This window comes from Paenibacillus sp. FSL M7-0802 (assembly GCF_038004945.1).
In the GTDB taxonomy this organism is placed as follows: Bacteria; Bacillota; Bacilli; order Paenibacillales; family Paenibacillaceae; genus Paenibacillus; species Paenibacillus polymyxa_B.
Genome location: NZ_JBBOSD010000001.1, coordinates 1,033,264 through 1,049,634 on the forward strand (window position 1 = coordinate 1,033,264; position 16,371 = coordinate 1,049,634).

The following is a 16,371-nucleotide window of genomic DNA, read 5'->3' on the forward strand; positions in this document are numbered from 1 at the left end:
ACTCCATCCCCCTTATCATTCCGTAAGTGCTTTCAGCACCTTGATGGCTTCTTCCTTATTGCTTGTACGAGGCGGCACGGTAGCAAATAATGTTTTTGAGTTATATTTTAGCTCCTTAAACATCTTCATCTGCTCCACCGGAATTCCGAACAAATGAGTTTCCTTGCTTACATCTGTTTCTTCTTCCTCCTGCCCCTTCTTCTTAAATACGCCGCCCTCGAACACGCCCCGAGCGTACGTCTTCTTGTCAAAAGCATCATCTAACGGCAGATTCGAACCATTCTGTCCATACAGCTTCATGTCCTCTTCCGGCAAAAGAAACAGATCATGCTCCCCGGCCGCATATTCTACAACCAGCTTCTGCTGGTTATACAGCGGACTGACTGAAATCTCAATAGTCGGAGCCTGTTCGCCCAGCTTATCCTTAAGCTTTTGTGCCAGCTCTTCACGGATGACTGAAGCATCCCCTTTATCCATAATAAAAATGGAGAAGCTGTCCTTGTCCCGTCCCCCACATCCAGCCAATAATACAAGTGTCAACATTCCGATAATCCATGGCGATAGCCTTTTTAGCCCTGTTCTCATATGTACGCCCCCTCTTCCATGCCATTAATATATCATAAGTTGTGAACGCAAAAAAAGAAGGCCCTACGGCCTCCTTCTTACCTTTGGCTGACTTCACACGGTTAAACCTTGCATTCCGTACCATACATTTTCATGTATTCATTGATTTTCAAATCGAGCTTGCAACTAATCTCGATGACAAGATCAGAGGTGAAGGACTGCTCTTCCTGAAACGTCCGCATCATCTCATTGCGCAGGAACAAAATTTCATCTTCTAGGGAAATGTCGTATCCTATTGAACTAGACGAATTATATCCAACATATGACATGAGCATTCCTCCTACAATTGAAAAATTGAACTTCCTGCTTTCGAATTCAAATTATAGCATAGAAATTTAGAAATAAAAGACTATTTTTTATGAATTACCCATAAAAAAATAATTTTAACCTTCTTTTCTTACTTTTTCTACAAAATGACCAATCCGATCCAGTGCCTCCGTCAGCTGAGCAACAGAAGTCGCGTATGAGCAACGAAGATAGCCTTCGCCTCCCAAACCGAACACATTACCCGGTACAGCCGCAACTTTAGCCTCTGCCAATAGACGCTGTGCAAATTCATCTGAGCTAAGTCCCGTGCTTTGAATACTAGGGAAAACATAAAAAGCCCCTCTTGGCTCATGGCACTCCAGGCCGATTTCCCGGAACCCTTCAACCATCAGACGGCGACGCTGATTATAGGCTTCTACCATACGATCTTTCTCACCCAAACCATTCCGCAAGCCTTCCAGTGCCGCAACTTGCCCCATAGAAGGCGCACACATTACGGTGTACTGATGGATTTTGAGCATAGCCGCAATCAGATCTGGATGTCCGCATGTATATCCAATACGCCAGCCTGTCATGGCGAAGGCTTTGGAGAAACCACTGACGAGAATCGTACGATCCATCATACCAGGCATAGCGGCAAAACTAACATGCTTCTCTCCATAATTCAATTCAGCATAAATTTCATCAGAAATGACGATCAAATCATGCTTTTCCACGACTTCGGCAATCGGAAGCCAATCTTCATAAGTCATCGTAGCCCCAGTTGGATTACTCGGATAGCATAAAATCAGCACCTTGGATTTAGGTGTAATTTTTGCCTCCAACGCCTCAGCCGTCAGCTTAAATTCATCCTTAGCAAATGTTTCAATACCTACCGGAATCCCGCCTCCAATTGAAGTGATTGGAGAATATGAAATGTAACACGGCTCGGGCACGAGAATTTCGTCGCCAGGTACAATTAACGCACGCAAGGCAAGATCAATCGCCTCGCTTCCCCCAACGGTCACAATAATCTCATTTTTAGGATCATAATTAACTTCAAATTGCTCATTCAGATAATCACTAATCGCTTCACGCAGTTCTGGCGTTCCCGCATTAGACGTATAGCTGGTAAAACCTCGCTCTAATGAATAGACACAGGCTTCCCGCATATGCCAAGGGGTTGTAAAATCCGGTTCGCCTACACCAAGGGTAATAATATCCTTGTTGCCACCCACCAAGTCAAAAAACTTACGAATGCCCGAAGATGGGATCTCGCGCACCAACGGGGACAAATAGGAACTCATGGCTTTGTTACTGTCGGTAAATGCTTCTGTTTTGAGATTCATCATGATCTTCCTTTACGGCGAAATCACCAGACGATTATCTTCCTGATGATCCTCAAAGATAATTCCGTCCTGCTTGTATTTTTTAAGCGTAAAATTAGTCTTGGTGGACAAGACCGAGTCAATAGGAGACAGTTTCTCCGACACAAAATTAGCGACCTCACGGAGGTTGCGGCCTTCAACTTCTACCAGCAAGTCGTATGCTCCAGACATGAGATAAACCGATTTAACTTGCGGATACAAATAAATCCGTTCTGCAATACCTTCAAATCCTCTTCCACGCTCGGGTGTAATCTGTACTTCAATCAAAGCAGTAACCTTTTCGTCGTCGACTTTATCCCAATTGACTACGGCGGCGTACTTAACGATTACATGTTGGTCTTCTAGCTCTTTAATTGAGGTGCGTACATCCTGCTCGTCAACCCCCAGTAAAGTAGCCAACAAAGTCGGTGTTCTTCTTGCATCTTCTTTTAACAATTCCAGCACTTTTAATTTCAAACCATTTAGCTCTGTCATTCTACATAAGGCCTCCATCGAAAGAGATTACTATACATCATACAATACGCACTTTAAACCTGCAAAGAAAAACCGTCCGCCCCGGTAAACCCGGCAGACGGACGGCTGTTATGGGAAATTGCTTCAAAAACGGAATATCCCGTTTACATATAGTAAGGGTTATTCTGGTGAGTAGGCTGCCCTTGCTGATGCATAGGTTGACCATATCCCCCCGCTGATGACGACTTTTGCTGAATGAACTGTTGGCATTCGTGTTGGGTCTTGCGAGCTTCTTGAATCTGTTTGTCCAAATCGATGCGCAGTGCTTTTGACGAAGTGGAGTACATATTGTTTTGACTCATCAGACGATACAAATCGCCTTGTAGGCGCAGCGTATCGTTCGTAAGGTCGGTGAACATCTGACGCACAGACGGACAATTGGATTCCGTTGTCGCTGTTGTATACTCTCCCACCGTGCGTTTCATATCGGCAAGAATGGTATAGAGCAAATCTTCTTCGGGCATAAATGACGTATTGTTCTGTGAAAACATCGTGATATTACCTCCTTTATTGGTTAATCCATAATTACTGCTGCGGTTGCATAGGAGCAAGCTGCTGGTGCTGTTGAAGTGCATTGGAAAGCAGGTTCAGGTGGTTCTCATGAGTTCTCGCGAATTGCAGACAAGCTTGCTGAATGGCTGGATGCTGAATGGATGCTGCTGTCGCCGTACATTGCTTGAGCAGCAGTTCTTCATTGGAAATGGAGTCCACGATGTACTCCAGCTCTTTGCCTGTCAAGGGTTGCATGTTGGTAGATTGCATAGTCTCTGTGCCTCCTTAAATGTTTTGTTGCACGCTGGTTATCTTGTCCGTTTGGCGAAATACTATGTACACATAAGAGATACTACATATTGCCTATAAGGAGTGCTGTTTATATGGAATTGATTAGCGGGAATACGTATTGGCCGAGTACCTTGGAGCAAACATCGGATTTTCCGCCTTTGGCAGAGGATTTAAATTGTGATGTACTGATCATCGGAGGCGGGATGGGTGGGTCCATCTGCTCCCGGCTATTGGGAGAACGACAGGTAGACACCGTGGTTATTGATAAACGCAAGCTGGTACATGGAAGTTCTTCGGCCAATACCGGACTGCTGCAATATAGCAATGATAAGACCTTAACCTCCTTCATCAATACGTTTGGTGAAACGAACGGTGTACTGTTTTACCGTATGTGCAAAGATGCTCTGGATCAGTTGGAAAAACTGTCTACCACGCTGGAAGTTGATCCGTCCTTTATACGCCGCAGTAGCCTGTACTATGCAAGTACATCGGAGGATGTGCAGATCCTTCAGGAAGAGTACAAACAGCTAACCCGGTTTGGATTTCCCGTCGAATACTGGGATGAGCAACAGATTGCAGCCCGATTTCCTTTTCGAAAATCAGCAGCCTTGTACACGCACGAAGATGCCGAGGTTAATCCATTTTTGTTTGCCCAAGGACTGTTGCAATCCGCCAGCCGTCTCGGTGTACGCTTATATGAGCATACGGAAGCCAAGCATTTTGAATTTAATGAAAATGAAGTTGTTTGTTATACCAGCGGTGGAATTATCCGAGCGAAAAAAATCATTTTTGCAACGGGTTATGAAACACAGGAGATTAAAACAGATCGCGGAGCCGTTCTGGAAAGCTCTTATGCTATCGCCACCAATCCAATCGGAGATGTTCCCTTGTGGCATGAGCAGTGTCTGATCTGGGAAACTGCTCGTCCTTATCTGTACATACGCTCAACACCGGAAGGACGCATCATTATTGGTGGTTTGGATGAACCTGTACTGGACGCCAATCAACGTGAAATCAGGCTGCTACACCAACAGCAAAAGCTATTGCAAACACTACAGGAGCATTTTCCCGGTGTTCCATTTCAGATCGACTATGCTTGGGCGGCTGTATTCGGCTCCTCTCACGACGGCTTGCCGTATATTGGTCCACATCTACGTTTTCCAAACTGCTATTTTTTGGAGGGTTACGGGGGAAATGGGACGGTTACGAGTATGATGGCCGCACAGCTATTGGCTGATGAACTGACGGGCACACACCGACCTGAAATGGAGCTTTATTCTCTAAACCGTACTACCAAGCCCTCGCCTGAAACAACGGAACCGATGGTTTAACATATGAATACAAAAAGAACCTCTTTCCCCTACTAATTGGGTCTGGAGGTCTTTTTTAATGTATTTTCAAACTATTCGGTTTGCTTGTGCCAGCGTTGTGCATGGGAATGAGATTTGCTCTGCTTCGTCTTTTGTTCCATTTTCAGCACACTTCGCATAAAAAACCATCCGAGCACTGGCATCAATGCAAGGCCAATCAACAACCAGATCATCGCCGTAGGAGCCTTGCTGATACTTAGGACACCCAAGAAAATGAGTGTTCCGGTCAATCGGCCTACCATTAAGCATAGTTCGCGCAGTACAACCAGTTCCACTCTCTGATTGGCATCTCCTTTACTCGTCCCCATTAAATCAAAGCTCGCAGAAATCATGGGAATTAAATATAAAGGCATAAATAAAGCGGTGCCGATCCCCATAATCAGTAGTGTGCTATACTCCATACGCCACAATAACGGTAATAGCGCGATCACCAACAACACGGCACCCAACAGCATACCCGCCGAACGATAGTGTGGCTTGAGCCATTTTCCGACAGCCCAAAAGCTGAAAAATGATACCGCCGAGGTGATAAGTGAAAACTGTGCCAGCTTCCATTCCTGTTGGGTAGCTACATATACGAGCAGCGTAATCAGGAAGGCAAACACCCCTTCACGGATGCCCTGGGCAATAAGCGATAACGACAACGGACGCCACATACTCCCTTTTTGTGACAATCGTTGCTTGGGCTCTTTCCAATTGTAATTTCCTGTCGGCTTACGTTTGCGAAGAAAGAAACTAAGCACCACTCCTACGACATAAAAGGCCAAGGAAATACTGAATATCACGCGATAACCTGCGTCATCCTCCATACGGGCAATAATCCAACCGGACAGCCAAGGACCCACTATACCAGAAAACGAGCCCAGCAGACCCACCCATCCGTTAAAATGATCACGGCTTGCCTGATCCGTGACTTCGAAAAAAATCACATTAAACGCCAGCCAGAATAAACCTAATGCTGCACCCAGCAGCATCCCGAGCGGCCATATGTAGTTCACAGCCTGCGGTCCCGTATATAACACGATCAGATAAAATAGGCCTGATAATGCGGTCCCCACGCGTAGGGCATTCATTTTGTTATGTTCCTTGACCCACTTTCCAGCCACCCAGACCATAATTCCCAGTGCAATTTGTTGACTGACATTAAACCAGCCGATCATCGCGTAATCCTGCCTGCTTTTCCACAAATACACGTTAAGAAATGTGCCTGACAATGCTGCTGCAAACACAAACAATCCATTCAAGCTTAATAGCAGAATGGATTGTCCGTTCAGGTTTGATTTCAATGCAGTTCCCCCTAACCGAAAAATCACCAATCAGCTTATTTCAAGCCAGCTTGTTCAAAGATTTCTTCGATTTAAGATGCCCGTATTGAGCTTGGGCCTATCCGGGGAATTGCTATTTAATTGTTGGAAATACCGCTGAGCTTCTCCAGCATCCGCAGTCGGTCATTCTCTGACAGTGTCTGCTGGACATGGAAGCAGCTAGGGCACACATAAACATTCAAGACGAACGGCAAATCCAGAACGGGCTTGCCAAGCGCTGGAGACATCGACGGTTCAAAACCTTCTCTGGTTACGGTTTGCGAACCTGCATGCAGCATGTACTCCCCACATTGAGAACATTCAAGAACCTCATCTTGTCTGTCGAGTATTTGTTCAGCGCCTTGTTCATAAGCCATCAGATCCGCACCGCTTTCTTCAAATTTTTGCAAAGTATGCAGCACGGGCAACTTATGAAGCTCATTATCCTGCAACAACGGTGCATCAACCGGTTTTTCAACTACGATTTCATCCTCTGCCTCATATAAAATATCCTGCTCCTCATCATCACCGAGCTGAATACTCAATGTCCGATAACCCTTCAGGTCTTCTTTTCCATGAGAGTGGGGCGCCGGGGTTACAGAAGCCACATGATCATGTTTCGTCTCTTCATGTCCATGCTCACCGGCATGTCTATGAACAGGTGGAGAAACAGACTCATCTTCATCATCGGTGATGTCAGAGTACCCTTCTAGATCATTATGGCAATAAGGACACTCTTCCTCAGGTCCTAATTCTTCATCCCAAATAATTTCCATGTTACACCATGGACAAATAGTCATTTCCAAGCTTTATCATCCTTCCGTTCCAAGCGTATACCAAGCTCTAGTATACAAGATGTGTCAAGTTACACTGGCACCGATCACATAAGATAAAGATATGGAAATAATCATGGAGAACAAGCCGACAGCACGATTATCCTCTTTAATCTGTTGATCGATAGAAAATACTGGTGTCAGAAACTCAAAAAGAAAGTACGCCGCAAGAAGCAGTAAAAAGCCAACGAACGACCAAATCATCGTATCATACACACTGGATTTGGCTTCCATTGCAAAGCGGAGTACGTTGCAAATACCGAACATTTTCCCTCCCGTAGCCATGGCTACCGAAACATTACCGCGCTTGATCTCTTCCCAGCATTTATAGCGGGTTACCAGCTCAAAACACGACAAAAATACAATTAGCTCCAGCACCGCCACCGAGAAATAACCCAGCATCATCCCCAACGGATGTGACAGCAATTCATCAATCGCCATCTTCACTTCGTCCCTCCCGTTCTACCAAGCATTCCCGGGCAAAGCCGGCAACCCCTAGCTATTCCAATTCAGCAACTGTTACGCCTGTGCCGCCTTCATTGTAATTACCGATACGGTAGCTTTTCACATGCTTATGCTTGCGGAGGTACTCCTGAATACCGGTTCTCAGGACACCCGTACCTTTACCATGAATAATGTGTACCTGACCCAGATTGGCCAGAAACGCTTCATCCATGAAGCGGTCCACTTCCATCAAGGCTTCCTCCACGTTCGCCCCCCGAAGATCAAGTTCACTTCGTACGTTATCATCCCGTGTCCGCTTAACGCCAGTCACTGGTTTTTGAACTCTTGGAGTCGTTGTTTGTGCAGGTTGCAGTAGTTCCAGATCATCCAGACTGACCTTCATCTTCATGATTCCCAGTTGAATCACAGCTTCCTTGGTACCGGACAGTTCAACCACGTGGCCTTTTTTATTTAGACTGTGGACGGATACTTCATCGCCAGCCATGATAGAACGAGTACGCGTAGCAGCCGGGCGTTTGACGGTACTTTTTTTGCGTTGTTTCGGTTCAGCCTCATCCAGTTCTCTGCGAGCTGCAATCAGCTTATGCTCCTTAACCGAGGCCCCTTCTTCCTGAGCCAATTTACGCAAATCAGTAATGATTTTCTCTGCTTCACTACGAGCCTTATCCACGAGAACCCTTGCTTCGTCCTCAGCTTTTTCCAGCATACGGTCCCGTTGGGACTCCAGCTTATCCAGCTCCATCTGATGACGGCTACGCAATGCTTCCATTTCCTTACGTAGCTGCTCCGCTTTTTCCCGTTCTTGCTCAGCTGTCAAACGGTTCTGCTCCAGTGACGCGATCATGTGCTCAACGCGCTGGTCTTCTTCCGTTACCTCACCACGGGCATAGTCTAAAATACGCCCTGGCAATCCCAATCGCTCGGCAATGGCAAATGCATTACTTCGTCCGGGTACACCGACCAGAAGGCGGTAAGTCGGGCTTAATGTAGCGACATCAAACTCCATGCTTGCATTAATAATTCCTTTGCGCTCATAGGCATACGCCTTCAATTCACTATAGTGAGTCGTCGCAACCATGCGGCAACCCATGGCATGTATATGCTCCAAAATAGATACAGCCAGAGCCGAACCTTCTGCGGGGTCCGTTCCTGCCCCCACTTCGTCAAGCAATACAAGACTTTTTGGCGTCATATTTTTCAGGATGCTAATGATATTGGTCATGTGACTGGAAAATGTACTCAAGTTTTGCTCAATGCTCTGCTCGTCACCAATATCGGCATAGATTGCATCAAATACACACAGCTGGCTTTCATCCTCAACAGGTACAAACAGTCCAGACATCGCCATCAAGCTAAGTAGGCCAATGGTTTTCAGGGTAACGGTTTTCCCCCCTGTGTTCGGTCCGGTAACGATAATAGAGGTGTATGAATTGCCTAACTCCACATCAATGGGAACAACCTGCTCCAACGGAATTAGAGGATGTCTGCCCTTTTTCAGCTTCAAATATCCGCGGTCATTCATTAAAGGTAAGGTTGCCTTCATTTCACGGGCGAGACGCGCTTTTGCAAAAATAAAATCAAGATTGCCCAAAATGTCCACATCATACAGCAACATATCTGCTTGTTCTGCGACGAGTGCGGTCAGCTTTTGTAAAATGACTTCAATTTCACGCTCTTCTCTCAGCCTTGTTTCCCTCAGCTTATTGTTCATGGCTACGATGGATTCAGGCTCGATAAACAATGTTGCACCAGACCCGGATTGATCATGAACAATTCCGCCAAAATAAGAACGGTATTCGGCCTTAACCGGGATCACAAACCGATCTCCGCGAATCGTAATCAACTGATCTTGAAGCATTTTGGAGACAGTTGAGGAACGAATCATGGAATCCAGCTTTTCACGAATACGCACTTCTCCCGAGCGCAGCTCCCGACGGATTTGAGAAAGCTCTGTGCTGGCAGAATCCAGCACCTCTGCATTCTCGTCAATACAGCCTTTAATGGAGTTTTCCAAACCTCTCTGCTCCGAAAGCTGCTCACTCCAATACAGCAATGTTTCGACAGGATTTTCCTCATGCAAACTTGTCACGTATACCTGTATACGGCGTGCGGCCTGAACTGTTGTCCGAATGCCGAGCAACTCCTGCGGGCTTAACGTTCCACCAATACGGGCACGCTTCACCGCCGGAGTGATATCTACTACTCCGTTAAATGAAGGCACTCCTTTGAGGCGATCAGCAGCATAAGCCTCATCCGTGCCTTTCAGCATTTTCTTGATATGCTCCAAATCATCGCTGGGCTGTAGTCGAAGGGCTGTCTGTTGTCCCGTTGCCGTTTGGGCATAGTGACTTAGTTTATTTAGAATTTTTTGATATTCAAGGGTTTTGAAAATTTTAGAGTCCAACTTCACTACTCCTTTCACTTATATCTATATTATACCGAAAGCAGCAAACTTACGCTATTTGCCAACTCTGTTTTACACATAAGAAAGCTCTTCATGCCACACACTAACCTTTGTCTAACCCTGTAAATTCAAAAAACAAAGGAGGTTATTCCGTGAGCATTCTCGGGCACATTGTACGTTTCATCGTTGCCGCTCTGGTGCTGATGGTCGTAAGCTGGATCGTTCCCGGATTTAGTGTAGGCGGCTTTTGGAGCGCGCTGATTCTTGCCATTGTCATTGCCTTGGTTGGTTACATCATCGAGGCAGTGTTCGGCCGACGCGTTTCTCCATTTGGACGCGGTATCGTAGGTTTTCTAGTGAGCGCTCTGGTTATCTGGATCGCTCAGTATGTGGTGACCAATGTCAGTGTTTCCGTTCTGGGCGCATTGCTCGCTGCATTGGTTATCGGGATTATCGACCTGTTCATTCCGGTATCGACACCGTTTGAAGCCGGTCGCAAAGACGGGAAATAATTTCAGTAGACCCTCCCGGCAAAGCTGTCCCGAAGCAGATTTCGTCTGCCAAAGGACAGCTTTTTGTCATAAACACTTCTGAGTGGATACAATAAGCAAACAATCCCCGGCGATGAGCAGCCGGGGATTGCCATACATTTATAATCCGTATCTACTGATCCTGTTCGATAAGTTCAATCCATTCATTGTACTCCGTTTGAAGCTTAGTGTACTCTTCCTGTAATTGACGTAATTCTGTAGAAATCTTCTCCGTATTTTCCCGATCTACGTCCTGTTGTACTTGTAACAGACGAAGCTGATGCGCCGCCATTTCATATTTTTGACCCACTTCGTCCAATTCAGACTGCAAGGCCATTCGTTCCTGCTCTATGGACTGCTGTTCAGCTTTCGCCGTTTTGGCAGCTTCAACCGCCAAACGAGTCTCCTCCTGAAGCTGTTCCTTTTGTTCAACTGTTACCGCTATTTCCCGTTCCCAAGATGCAAATTCTTCCTTACGGGCAGCATCTTCAGCTTCCAGACGTTCCGCTTCTGCCTTCAACTGATCGTATTTAAGTTGCCACTCCAGAGATTCTTCCTCAGCACGTTCCAGTTTACTCCGCCGTTCGTGATCTTCCTGTTGAAGCTGCTTGATATTTTGCTCCAGCTGTCCAGCTCGGCTCTTCATGCTTCCATATTGCTCCTGAAGCGATTGATACGCCTTAGCTCCCTCTTGCTCTCGGACTTTGGCTTTCTCAAGCTCATCCTGAACGCGAATCAGCTCAGGTGAAAGCTCCTTGATTCTCGCTTCGAGTTGAACTAGCCGTTGCTGTTGTGAAGCAAATTTATCATTAATAGCTTCGAGCTCAGCCGCTGCGTGCTGTAATTGCTCCTGTATTGCTTCCTTCTGTTCACGTGCTTCCAGCAGGGAGAGCTCCAGCTCATCAACTGCCAACTGGCGTTCTTCTGCAAGTTTCTTCCATGACTTCTCGCTTTCAGCTAGCGTAGCCAGCTCACTTTGCAGCTTGCGAGAAGATACGTGAGCTTGCTCCAGCAGCTTCTGCATCCGCCGCTGTTCTTCCTCCAGCTTAGCCGTCTGCTGCTGCGTAGCCTTGGCTTCAGCTTCTAATTGATCATATCGGCCTTGCAGTTCTTCACGTGCAAGCGTATCTGCCTGCTCTCGCTCTATCGCAACCTGTCGCTGTGTTTCCAGTACAGACTCCAGCTCGGACTGTTGTTGCTTCAGTACTCTTGCTTGCTCTTGAGCCTCTCCCAGACGAGAAGAAAGCTCTGTACTGCCTGCCTGTACTTGTTCTAATTGTTCCTGAAGCTCCTCGACCCGAATCTCCTGCTCCAGTGCAGCTTCATCAGCTCGTTTCTGCGCTTCCTGATGCTGTAGCTTTTCTTCATTCAACGCCAATTCAGCCTGTTTACGTTCCTGCTCCAGCTGCTCATTCAGCCCGGAGCACTTGGTCTGCCATTCGCTTACCTTCTTACTATGCTCTTGCTGCAAAGCAGATCGCAGCTTGTCCAGTTCTGTACGCTTTTGCTCCTGATGTGTCTTCTCTGCAGTTGACAGCCTGGCTTCAGCCTGTTTAGCCGCTTCGGATACTTCCTTCTTCATCTGCTCTTCTATCTGCCGGATACGGGCATTGGCCGCCTCCTGCTGCTCTTTCAGCTTGCGAGAAGCTTCTTGACGAGACTCCTCCAATTCACGTTTAGCTTGTTTTTGTCCATTTTCAAGTTCAGCCGTTTTTTTCTCCTGCTGTTCCAGCTTTGCCTTCAATTGGGCAATCTCCTTGGCTGATACAGATTCGGTTTCCATCAGCTTCTTCTGCGTTGCTTCCTTTTCTTCCTTTAGTTGAATAAGAGATTGATGCATATCTGTATTTTTTTGCTGCTGTTCCCCTAGAGCCGTCTGGAGTTGCGCCAGATCCCCCCGGAGCTCTGCTCGTTCCGCTGCTAAGCGGTTCATATGACTCTGAATTTCCTGGATTTGTACAGCTTCTTCTGCCATATGAACCGCAGCCAGCACGGCAATTCGGGGCATATCCAGACGCGAATGAGCTTGAGAAATGCTGTGCATACGCTCATCCACGTAATTGGCAACCTGCTTCATATAATCGGTATTGCTGCCGACGAGTTTATAAGAAGTACCGTAGATCTCTACAGTGACGCGAGTACGATCTGGTGTAGTCACAATTATGCCCTCCTTCAATACTACTGTATGTTGATTCTAAGGTGTGTCCGGTACTATGGTAACCCGCCTTCCGTGAAGCGTTCAACCTTATTAGTCCGGCTTCCCCGCAGCGGGTAAATATCAGAGTAAGAGAGCTCCTATGATGATAGGCCAAAAAGCCGTATCGAACCTCTGTCACTAAGATTCGATACAGCTTCCCGCATTTCCTGCTACTTTCTCAATTCCGCTCCAAAAGTTTGTTCCAGAGACGTAACGACAGGAGTATGCGCCGCATTGATCTCTTCATCCGTCAACGTATGCTCCCAATGACGATAGGTAAGAGAGATAGCTACGCTCTTCTTATCTTCACCAAGCTTACTGCCTGTAAATACATCAAACACTCGCGCATCCTGCAATAGCTCTCCGCCTGCAGCGTGAATAACACGAAGCAGTTCACCTGCCTCAACGTCTTTATTTACCACGAGGGCAATGTCACGTTCCACGGATGGGAAGCGAGCCAGCTCTCTGAACTGAATATGAGAGTTTGCGTGTTCAACGACCTGTTGCAACGCAATTTCCGCTACATACGTATCATTCAGCCCATAAGATTGTTGCAGCTCCGGATGAATCTGCCCAATGGTACCGATCCGTTGAGAGTTCCCATTCACATCCAGCCATACCGAAGCGGAACGGCCCGGATGGTAGCTTTGCGGTTGGTCAGCCACATAACGAATGCTGGCACTCAACCCGAAATACTCAAACACCGTTTCAAGCGCGCCTTTAATATCAAAGAAATCAACCTTTTCAGCACCAATATTCCATTGTTTTTCACGGCGTACCCCAGTCAGCAGTAGACTAAGCACTTGAATTTCCTGCGGCTGACGGGTTAATGTTTGTTCCTCTGTATAAAATACCGTTCCCATCTCAAAAATCGCCAGATTGTCTTGCTTGCGATTCATGTTGTACACTGCTGTATCCAGCATCTGTGGAATGATACTCGTACGCAAAACACTACGGTCTTCGCTCATAGGCATAGCCAAACGTACCGGATGGCTACCTTCTGTCAGGGCATTAAATAACCTCGTACTCTGCGGATGTACAAAAGAGTAGCTGATCGTCTCCTGCCAACCACCATGAGCCAGCAATCTGCGCAGGGAGCGGCGCAATGATTGCGATGCTGTCAAAGCTCCCGGAGTTGTCGGACCTTCAATCGGCGTGGTCGGGATATTGTCGTAACCATACAGACGAGCTACCTCTTCGATTAAGTCCACGTCAATGGTAATATCTCCACGGCGTGTAGGTACTTCAACTTCCAGTACCCCTTGCTCTGCGTCGCCACACCCGAAATGAAGTCTACCGAAAATCGTTTTCACCTCAAGCAAAGACAGTTCGGTTCCCAAATATCGGTTTATTTTATCTAGCGACAGCTTGATAATGCGGTTTTCAGCTTTTGCAGACGCAGATTCTACGATGCCCTGGTGTACAGTGCCTCCCGCATAACGCTGAATCAGCGCAGCTGCACGATTCACAGCAGGCACAACAGATCCTGGATCAACCTCTTTTTCAAAACGCAGACTTGCTTCCGAACGCAGTCCAAGTTGACGGGATGTTTTGCGAACTGTACCGCCGTCAAACTTCGCAGATTCCAGCGCAATGCTGACCGTCGCATCCGTAACCTCGGAGTTGGCTCCACCCATCACGCCTGCCAATGCAATTGGTTTCACACCGTCTGTAATCAGCAGCATATGCGGCTCCAGCTTACGCTCCTGATCGTCAAGTGTAATCAATGTTTCGCCGGCACGAGCGAGTCGAACTTCAATATTTCCATTTTCTAGCTTATCCGCATCAAAAGCATGCAACGGCTGACCGTATTCCAGCATGACGTAGTTCGTAATATCTACGATGTTGTTGATCGGACGAACACCTGCCGCCATCAGACGGTTTTGAATCCATAACGGAGAAGCCCCCACTTTTACACCTGTGATATAACGGGCCGCATAGTGCGTACACAGTTCAGGAGTATCTACCTTCACGGACAGATGATCTGCTGCTGCATCGCTAATTTCCACCAGATCCTTAGCCGGATCAGCCAGCGAAATGTCACGTCCCAGAATCGCACTCACTTCATATGCTGCTCCGTGCATGCTCAGGCAATCCGAACGGTTGGGTGTCAGATCAAAATCCAGTACCTGATCATCCAGCGCCAGCAGCTTCGTAATTGGCATACCAATTTCAGCATCCTCAGGCAGCACCAAAATTCCTTCTTGCAATTCCTTTGGAAGCAGCTTGTCATTCATGCCCAGTTCTTTGGCCGAGCAGATCATGCCCATAGATACAACACCGCGTAGCTTGGCTTTTTTAATGTGGAAATCTCCCGGCAACTTTGCCCCTACAACTGCAACAGGAACCTTTTGACCTGCATCCACGTTTTTGGCACCACACACGATTTGCAGATCTTCCTCTTGACCTGCATCGACAATACATACATTCAGCTTATCAGCATCTGGATGCTTTTCCTTGCTTTTAACATAGCCGACAACGACGCCAGTAATCCCTTGATTGCGCTGCTCGACCTCATCAATTTCTATACCCGAACGGGTGATTTTCTCTGCTAGATCCTCCGCGCTTACCTGGTCCAGCGATACATACTCGGACAGCCACTCGAATGATACTTTCATATGGGTTCACTTCCCTTGATATAGTTGTTTATTGACGCGCAAACTGTTTCAGGAACGACAGGTCACTGTTATAAAAATGACGAATATCGTCGATACCGTATTTCAATATAGCAATCCGCTCTACACCCATACCGAATGCAAAGCCGCTGTACACCTCGGGATCAAAACCGCCCATCTCCAGCACTTTCGGATGGACCATGCCACAGCCCAAAATTTCGATCCATACACGTTCGCCATTTTTCTTCACAAAAGTCACGTCTACTTCAGCACTCGGCTCTGTGAACGGAAAGAAGCTTGGTCGCAAACGGATTTCGGTCGATTCTCCAAACATTTCGCGTGCAAATTGAAGTAAGGTTCCTTTCAAATCACTCATACGAATGTCTTTTCCAATGACAAGCCCTTCAATTTGGTGGAATTGAAAAGAATGCGTTGCATCGTCATCATCACGTCGGAAAACTGTACCCGGACAGATAACCTTAATAGGCGTTTCGCCCTTCATCGCTTCCATCGCACGAATCTGAACCGGTGACGTATGGGTACGCATCAACAGATCCTCGGTCAGGTAAAATGAATCCTGCATATCCCGTGCTGGGTGATTTTTAGGCAGGTTCAATGCTTCGAAGTTATAATAATCCGTCTCTGCCTGTGGGCCTTCAGCCACTCGATAGCCCATACCTGTAAAAATATCCTCGATTTGCTCAATCACTTTGTTGAGCGGGTGCAGTCCACCTTGCGGCAACGCGCGTCCAGGCAGCGTAACGTCGATCTTTTCCGCTTGCAGACGCTCATTAGTTTCTGCTTTCGTGAACTCATCCTGCTTACGGTTAACGACTTCTTCAATCGCCTCGCGCACCTCATTGGCTACCTGTCCAACAACCGGACGCTCTTCCGCGGTCAGCTTGCCCATACCGCGCAAGATTTCAGTCAGTGCGCCCTTTTTCCCCGAATATTTGACCCGTAAATCAGCCAGCTCCTTGGGTGTTGCCACCTTCTCCAATACTTCCAGTGCTTCTTCCTTCAAGGCCAGCAAATGTTCCTTCATTTGGATGGTTTCGCTCATCGCCTGTTCAGTCCCCTTTCTTCATATCCAGCTTTT

At 47.0% G+C, this 16,371-nt stretch carries 15 protein-coding genes; 2 read left to right on the top strand and 13 right to left on the bottom strand.

Annotated features, from left to right (window positions below):
- Positions 1-15: 15 nt before the first annotated feature.
- The 6 genes from MHB54_RS05250 to MHB54_RS05275 form a co-directional block, all read right to left on the bottom strand.
- A complete protein-coding gene (locus MHB54_RS05250; protein WP_023987782.1) occupies positions 16-585 on the bottom strand; it encodes a hypothetical protein in 570 nt (189 codons plus the stop codon).
- A gap of 101 nt (positions 586-686) precedes the next feature.
- Positions 687-893: an aspartyl-phosphate phosphatase Spo0E family protein gene (locus MHB54_RS05255; RefSeq protein WP_023987781.1), complete on the bottom strand. Its 207-nt coding sequence runs from the start codon at positions 891-893 to the stop codon at positions 687-689.
- Between the two features lie 114 nt (positions 894-1,007).
- Entirely contained in the window at positions 1,008-2,219 is a 1,212-nt protein-coding gene (locus MHB54_RS05260; protein ID WP_023987780.1) for an aminotransferase class I/II-fold pyridoxal phosphate-dependent enzyme, read from the bottom strand.
- Between the two features lie 12 nt (positions 2,220-2,231).
- Entirely contained in the window at positions 2,232-2,732 is a 501-nt protein-coding gene (locus MHB54_RS05265; protein ID WP_023987779.1) for an Lrp/AsnC family transcriptional regulator, read from the bottom strand.
- Positions 2,733-2,875: 143 nt separating this feature from the next.
- Positions 2,876-3,262 carry a spore coat protein gene (locus MHB54_RS05270; protein WP_013309407.1) on the bottom strand — a complete coding sequence of 129 codons (387 nt, stop codon included), beginning with the start codon at positions 3,260-3,262 and terminating at the stop codon, positions 2,876-2,878.
- Between the two features lie 34 nt (positions 3,263-3,296).
- On the bottom strand, positions 3,297-3,533 hold the full coding sequence (locus MHB54_RS05275) for a hypothetical protein (protein ID WP_013309406.1): 237 nt from the start codon (positions 3,531-3,533) through the stop codon (positions 3,297-3,299).
- A gap of 113 nt (positions 3,534-3,646) precedes the next feature.
- On the opposite strand from MHB54_RS05275, the gene MHB54_RS05280 reads away from it, so the two are divergent.
- Positions 3,647-4,885, top strand: coding sequence for an NAD(P)/FAD-dependent oxidoreductase (locus MHB54_RS05280; RefSeq protein ID WP_264454013.1), 1,239 nt, complete (start codon positions 3,647-3,649; stop codon positions 4,883-4,885).
- A gap of 71 nt (positions 4,886-4,956) precedes the next feature.
- Here MHB54_RS05280 and MHB54_RS05285 read toward each other — a convergent pair whose 3' ends face one another.
- From MHB54_RS05285 to MHB54_RS05300, 4 genes are all read right to left on the bottom strand, one after another.
- On the bottom strand, positions 4,957-6,210 hold the full coding sequence (locus MHB54_RS05285; RefSeq protein ID WP_023987777.1) for an MFS transporter: 1,254 nt from the start codon (positions 6,208-6,210) through the stop codon (positions 4,957-4,959).
- A 116-nt stretch (positions 6,211-6,326) separates the two neighbouring features.
- Complete coding sequence (locus MHB54_RS05290) at positions 6,327-7,034, bottom strand: hypothetical protein (RefSeq protein ID WP_264454014.1); 708 nt, start codon at positions 7,032-7,034, stop codon at positions 6,327-6,329.
- A gap of 54 nt (positions 7,035-7,088) precedes the next feature.
- Positions 7,089-7,502 carry a DUF350 domain-containing protein gene (locus MHB54_RS05295; RefSeq protein WP_013309402.1) on the bottom strand — a complete coding sequence of 138 codons (414 nt, stop codon included), beginning with the start codon at positions 7,500-7,502 and terminating at the stop codon, positions 7,089-7,091.
- Between the two features lie 58 nt (positions 7,503-7,560).
- Positions 7,561-9,930, bottom strand: coding sequence for an endonuclease MutS2 (locus MHB54_RS05300; RefSeq protein ID WP_023987774.1), 2,370 nt, complete (start codon positions 9,928-9,930; stop codon positions 7,561-7,563).
- Positions 9,931-10,082: 152 nt separating this feature from the next.
- Here MHB54_RS05300 and MHB54_RS05305 point away from each other — a divergent pair, with 152 nt between their 5' ends.
- Entirely contained in the window at positions 10,083-10,442 is a 360-nt protein-coding gene (locus tag MHB54_RS05305; protein WP_023987773.1) for a phage holin family protein, read from the top strand.
- Between the two features lie 151 nt (positions 10,443-10,593).
- Here the strand turns inward: MHB54_RS05305 and zapA are convergent, their stop codons facing one another.
- The 3 genes from zapA to pheS all read right to left on the bottom strand — a co-directional run bounded on the left by zapA (position 10,594) and on the right by pheS (position 16,335).
- Positions 10,594-12,618 carry a cell division protein ZapA gene (gene zapA, locus MHB54_RS05310; protein ID WP_264454015.1) on the bottom strand — a complete coding sequence of 675 codons (2,025 nt, stop codon included), beginning with the start codon at positions 12,616-12,618 and terminating at the stop codon, positions 10,594-10,596.
- Positions 12,619-12,827: 209 nt separating this feature from the next.
- Entirely contained in the window at positions 12,828-15,275 is a 2,448-nt protein-coding gene (gene pheT, locus MHB54_RS05315) for a phenylalanine--tRNA ligase subunit beta (RefSeq protein WP_264454016.1), read from the bottom strand.
- 28 nt (positions 15,276-15,303) lie between these two features.
- Positions 15,304-16,335, bottom strand: a complete 1,032-nt coding sequence (gene pheS, locus MHB54_RS05320; protein WP_319640886.1) for a phenylalanine--tRNA ligase subunit alpha — start codon at positions 16,333-16,335, stop codon at positions 15,304-15,306.
- Positions 16,336-16,371: the final 36 nt, after the last annotated feature.

Coding starts and splice junctions, on each gene's coding strand:
- MHB54_RS05250 (WP_023987782.1), bottom strand. CDS start 585: ATGAGAACAGGGCTAAAAAGGCTATCGCCATGGATTATCGGAATGTTG.
- MHB54_RS05255 (WP_023987781.1), bottom strand. CDS start 893: ATGTCATATGTTGGATATAATTCGTCTAGTTCAATAGGATACGACATT.
- MHB54_RS05260 (WP_023987780.1), bottom strand. CDS start 2,219: ATGAATCTCAAAACAGAAGCATTTACCGACAGTAACAAAGCCATGAGT.
- MHB54_RS05265 (WP_023987779.1), bottom strand. CDS start 2,732: ATGACAGAGCTAAATGGTTTGAAATTAAAAGTGCTGGAATTGTTAAAA.
- MHB54_RS05270 (WP_013309407.1), bottom strand. CDS start 3,262: ATGTTTTCACAGAACAATACGTCATTTATGCCCGAAGAAGATTTGCTC.
- MHB54_RS05275 (WP_013309406.1), bottom strand. CDS start 3,533: ATGCAATCTACCAACATGCAACCCTTGACAGGCAAAGAGCTGGAGTAC.
- MHB54_RS05280 (WP_264454013.1), top strand. CDS start 3,647: ATGGAATTGATTAGCGGGAATACGTATTGGCCGAGTACCTTGGAGCAA.
- MHB54_RS05295 (WP_013309402.1), bottom strand. CDS start 7,502: ATGGCGATTGATGAATTGCTGTCACATCCGTTGGGGATGATGCTGGGT.
- pheT (WP_264454016.1), bottom strand. CDS start 15,275: ATGAAAGTATCATTCGAGTGGCTGTCCGAGTATGTATCGCTGGACCAG.
- pheS (WP_319640886.1), bottom strand. CDS start 16,335: ATGAGCGAAACCATCCAAATGAAGGAACATTTGCTGGCCTTGAAGGAA.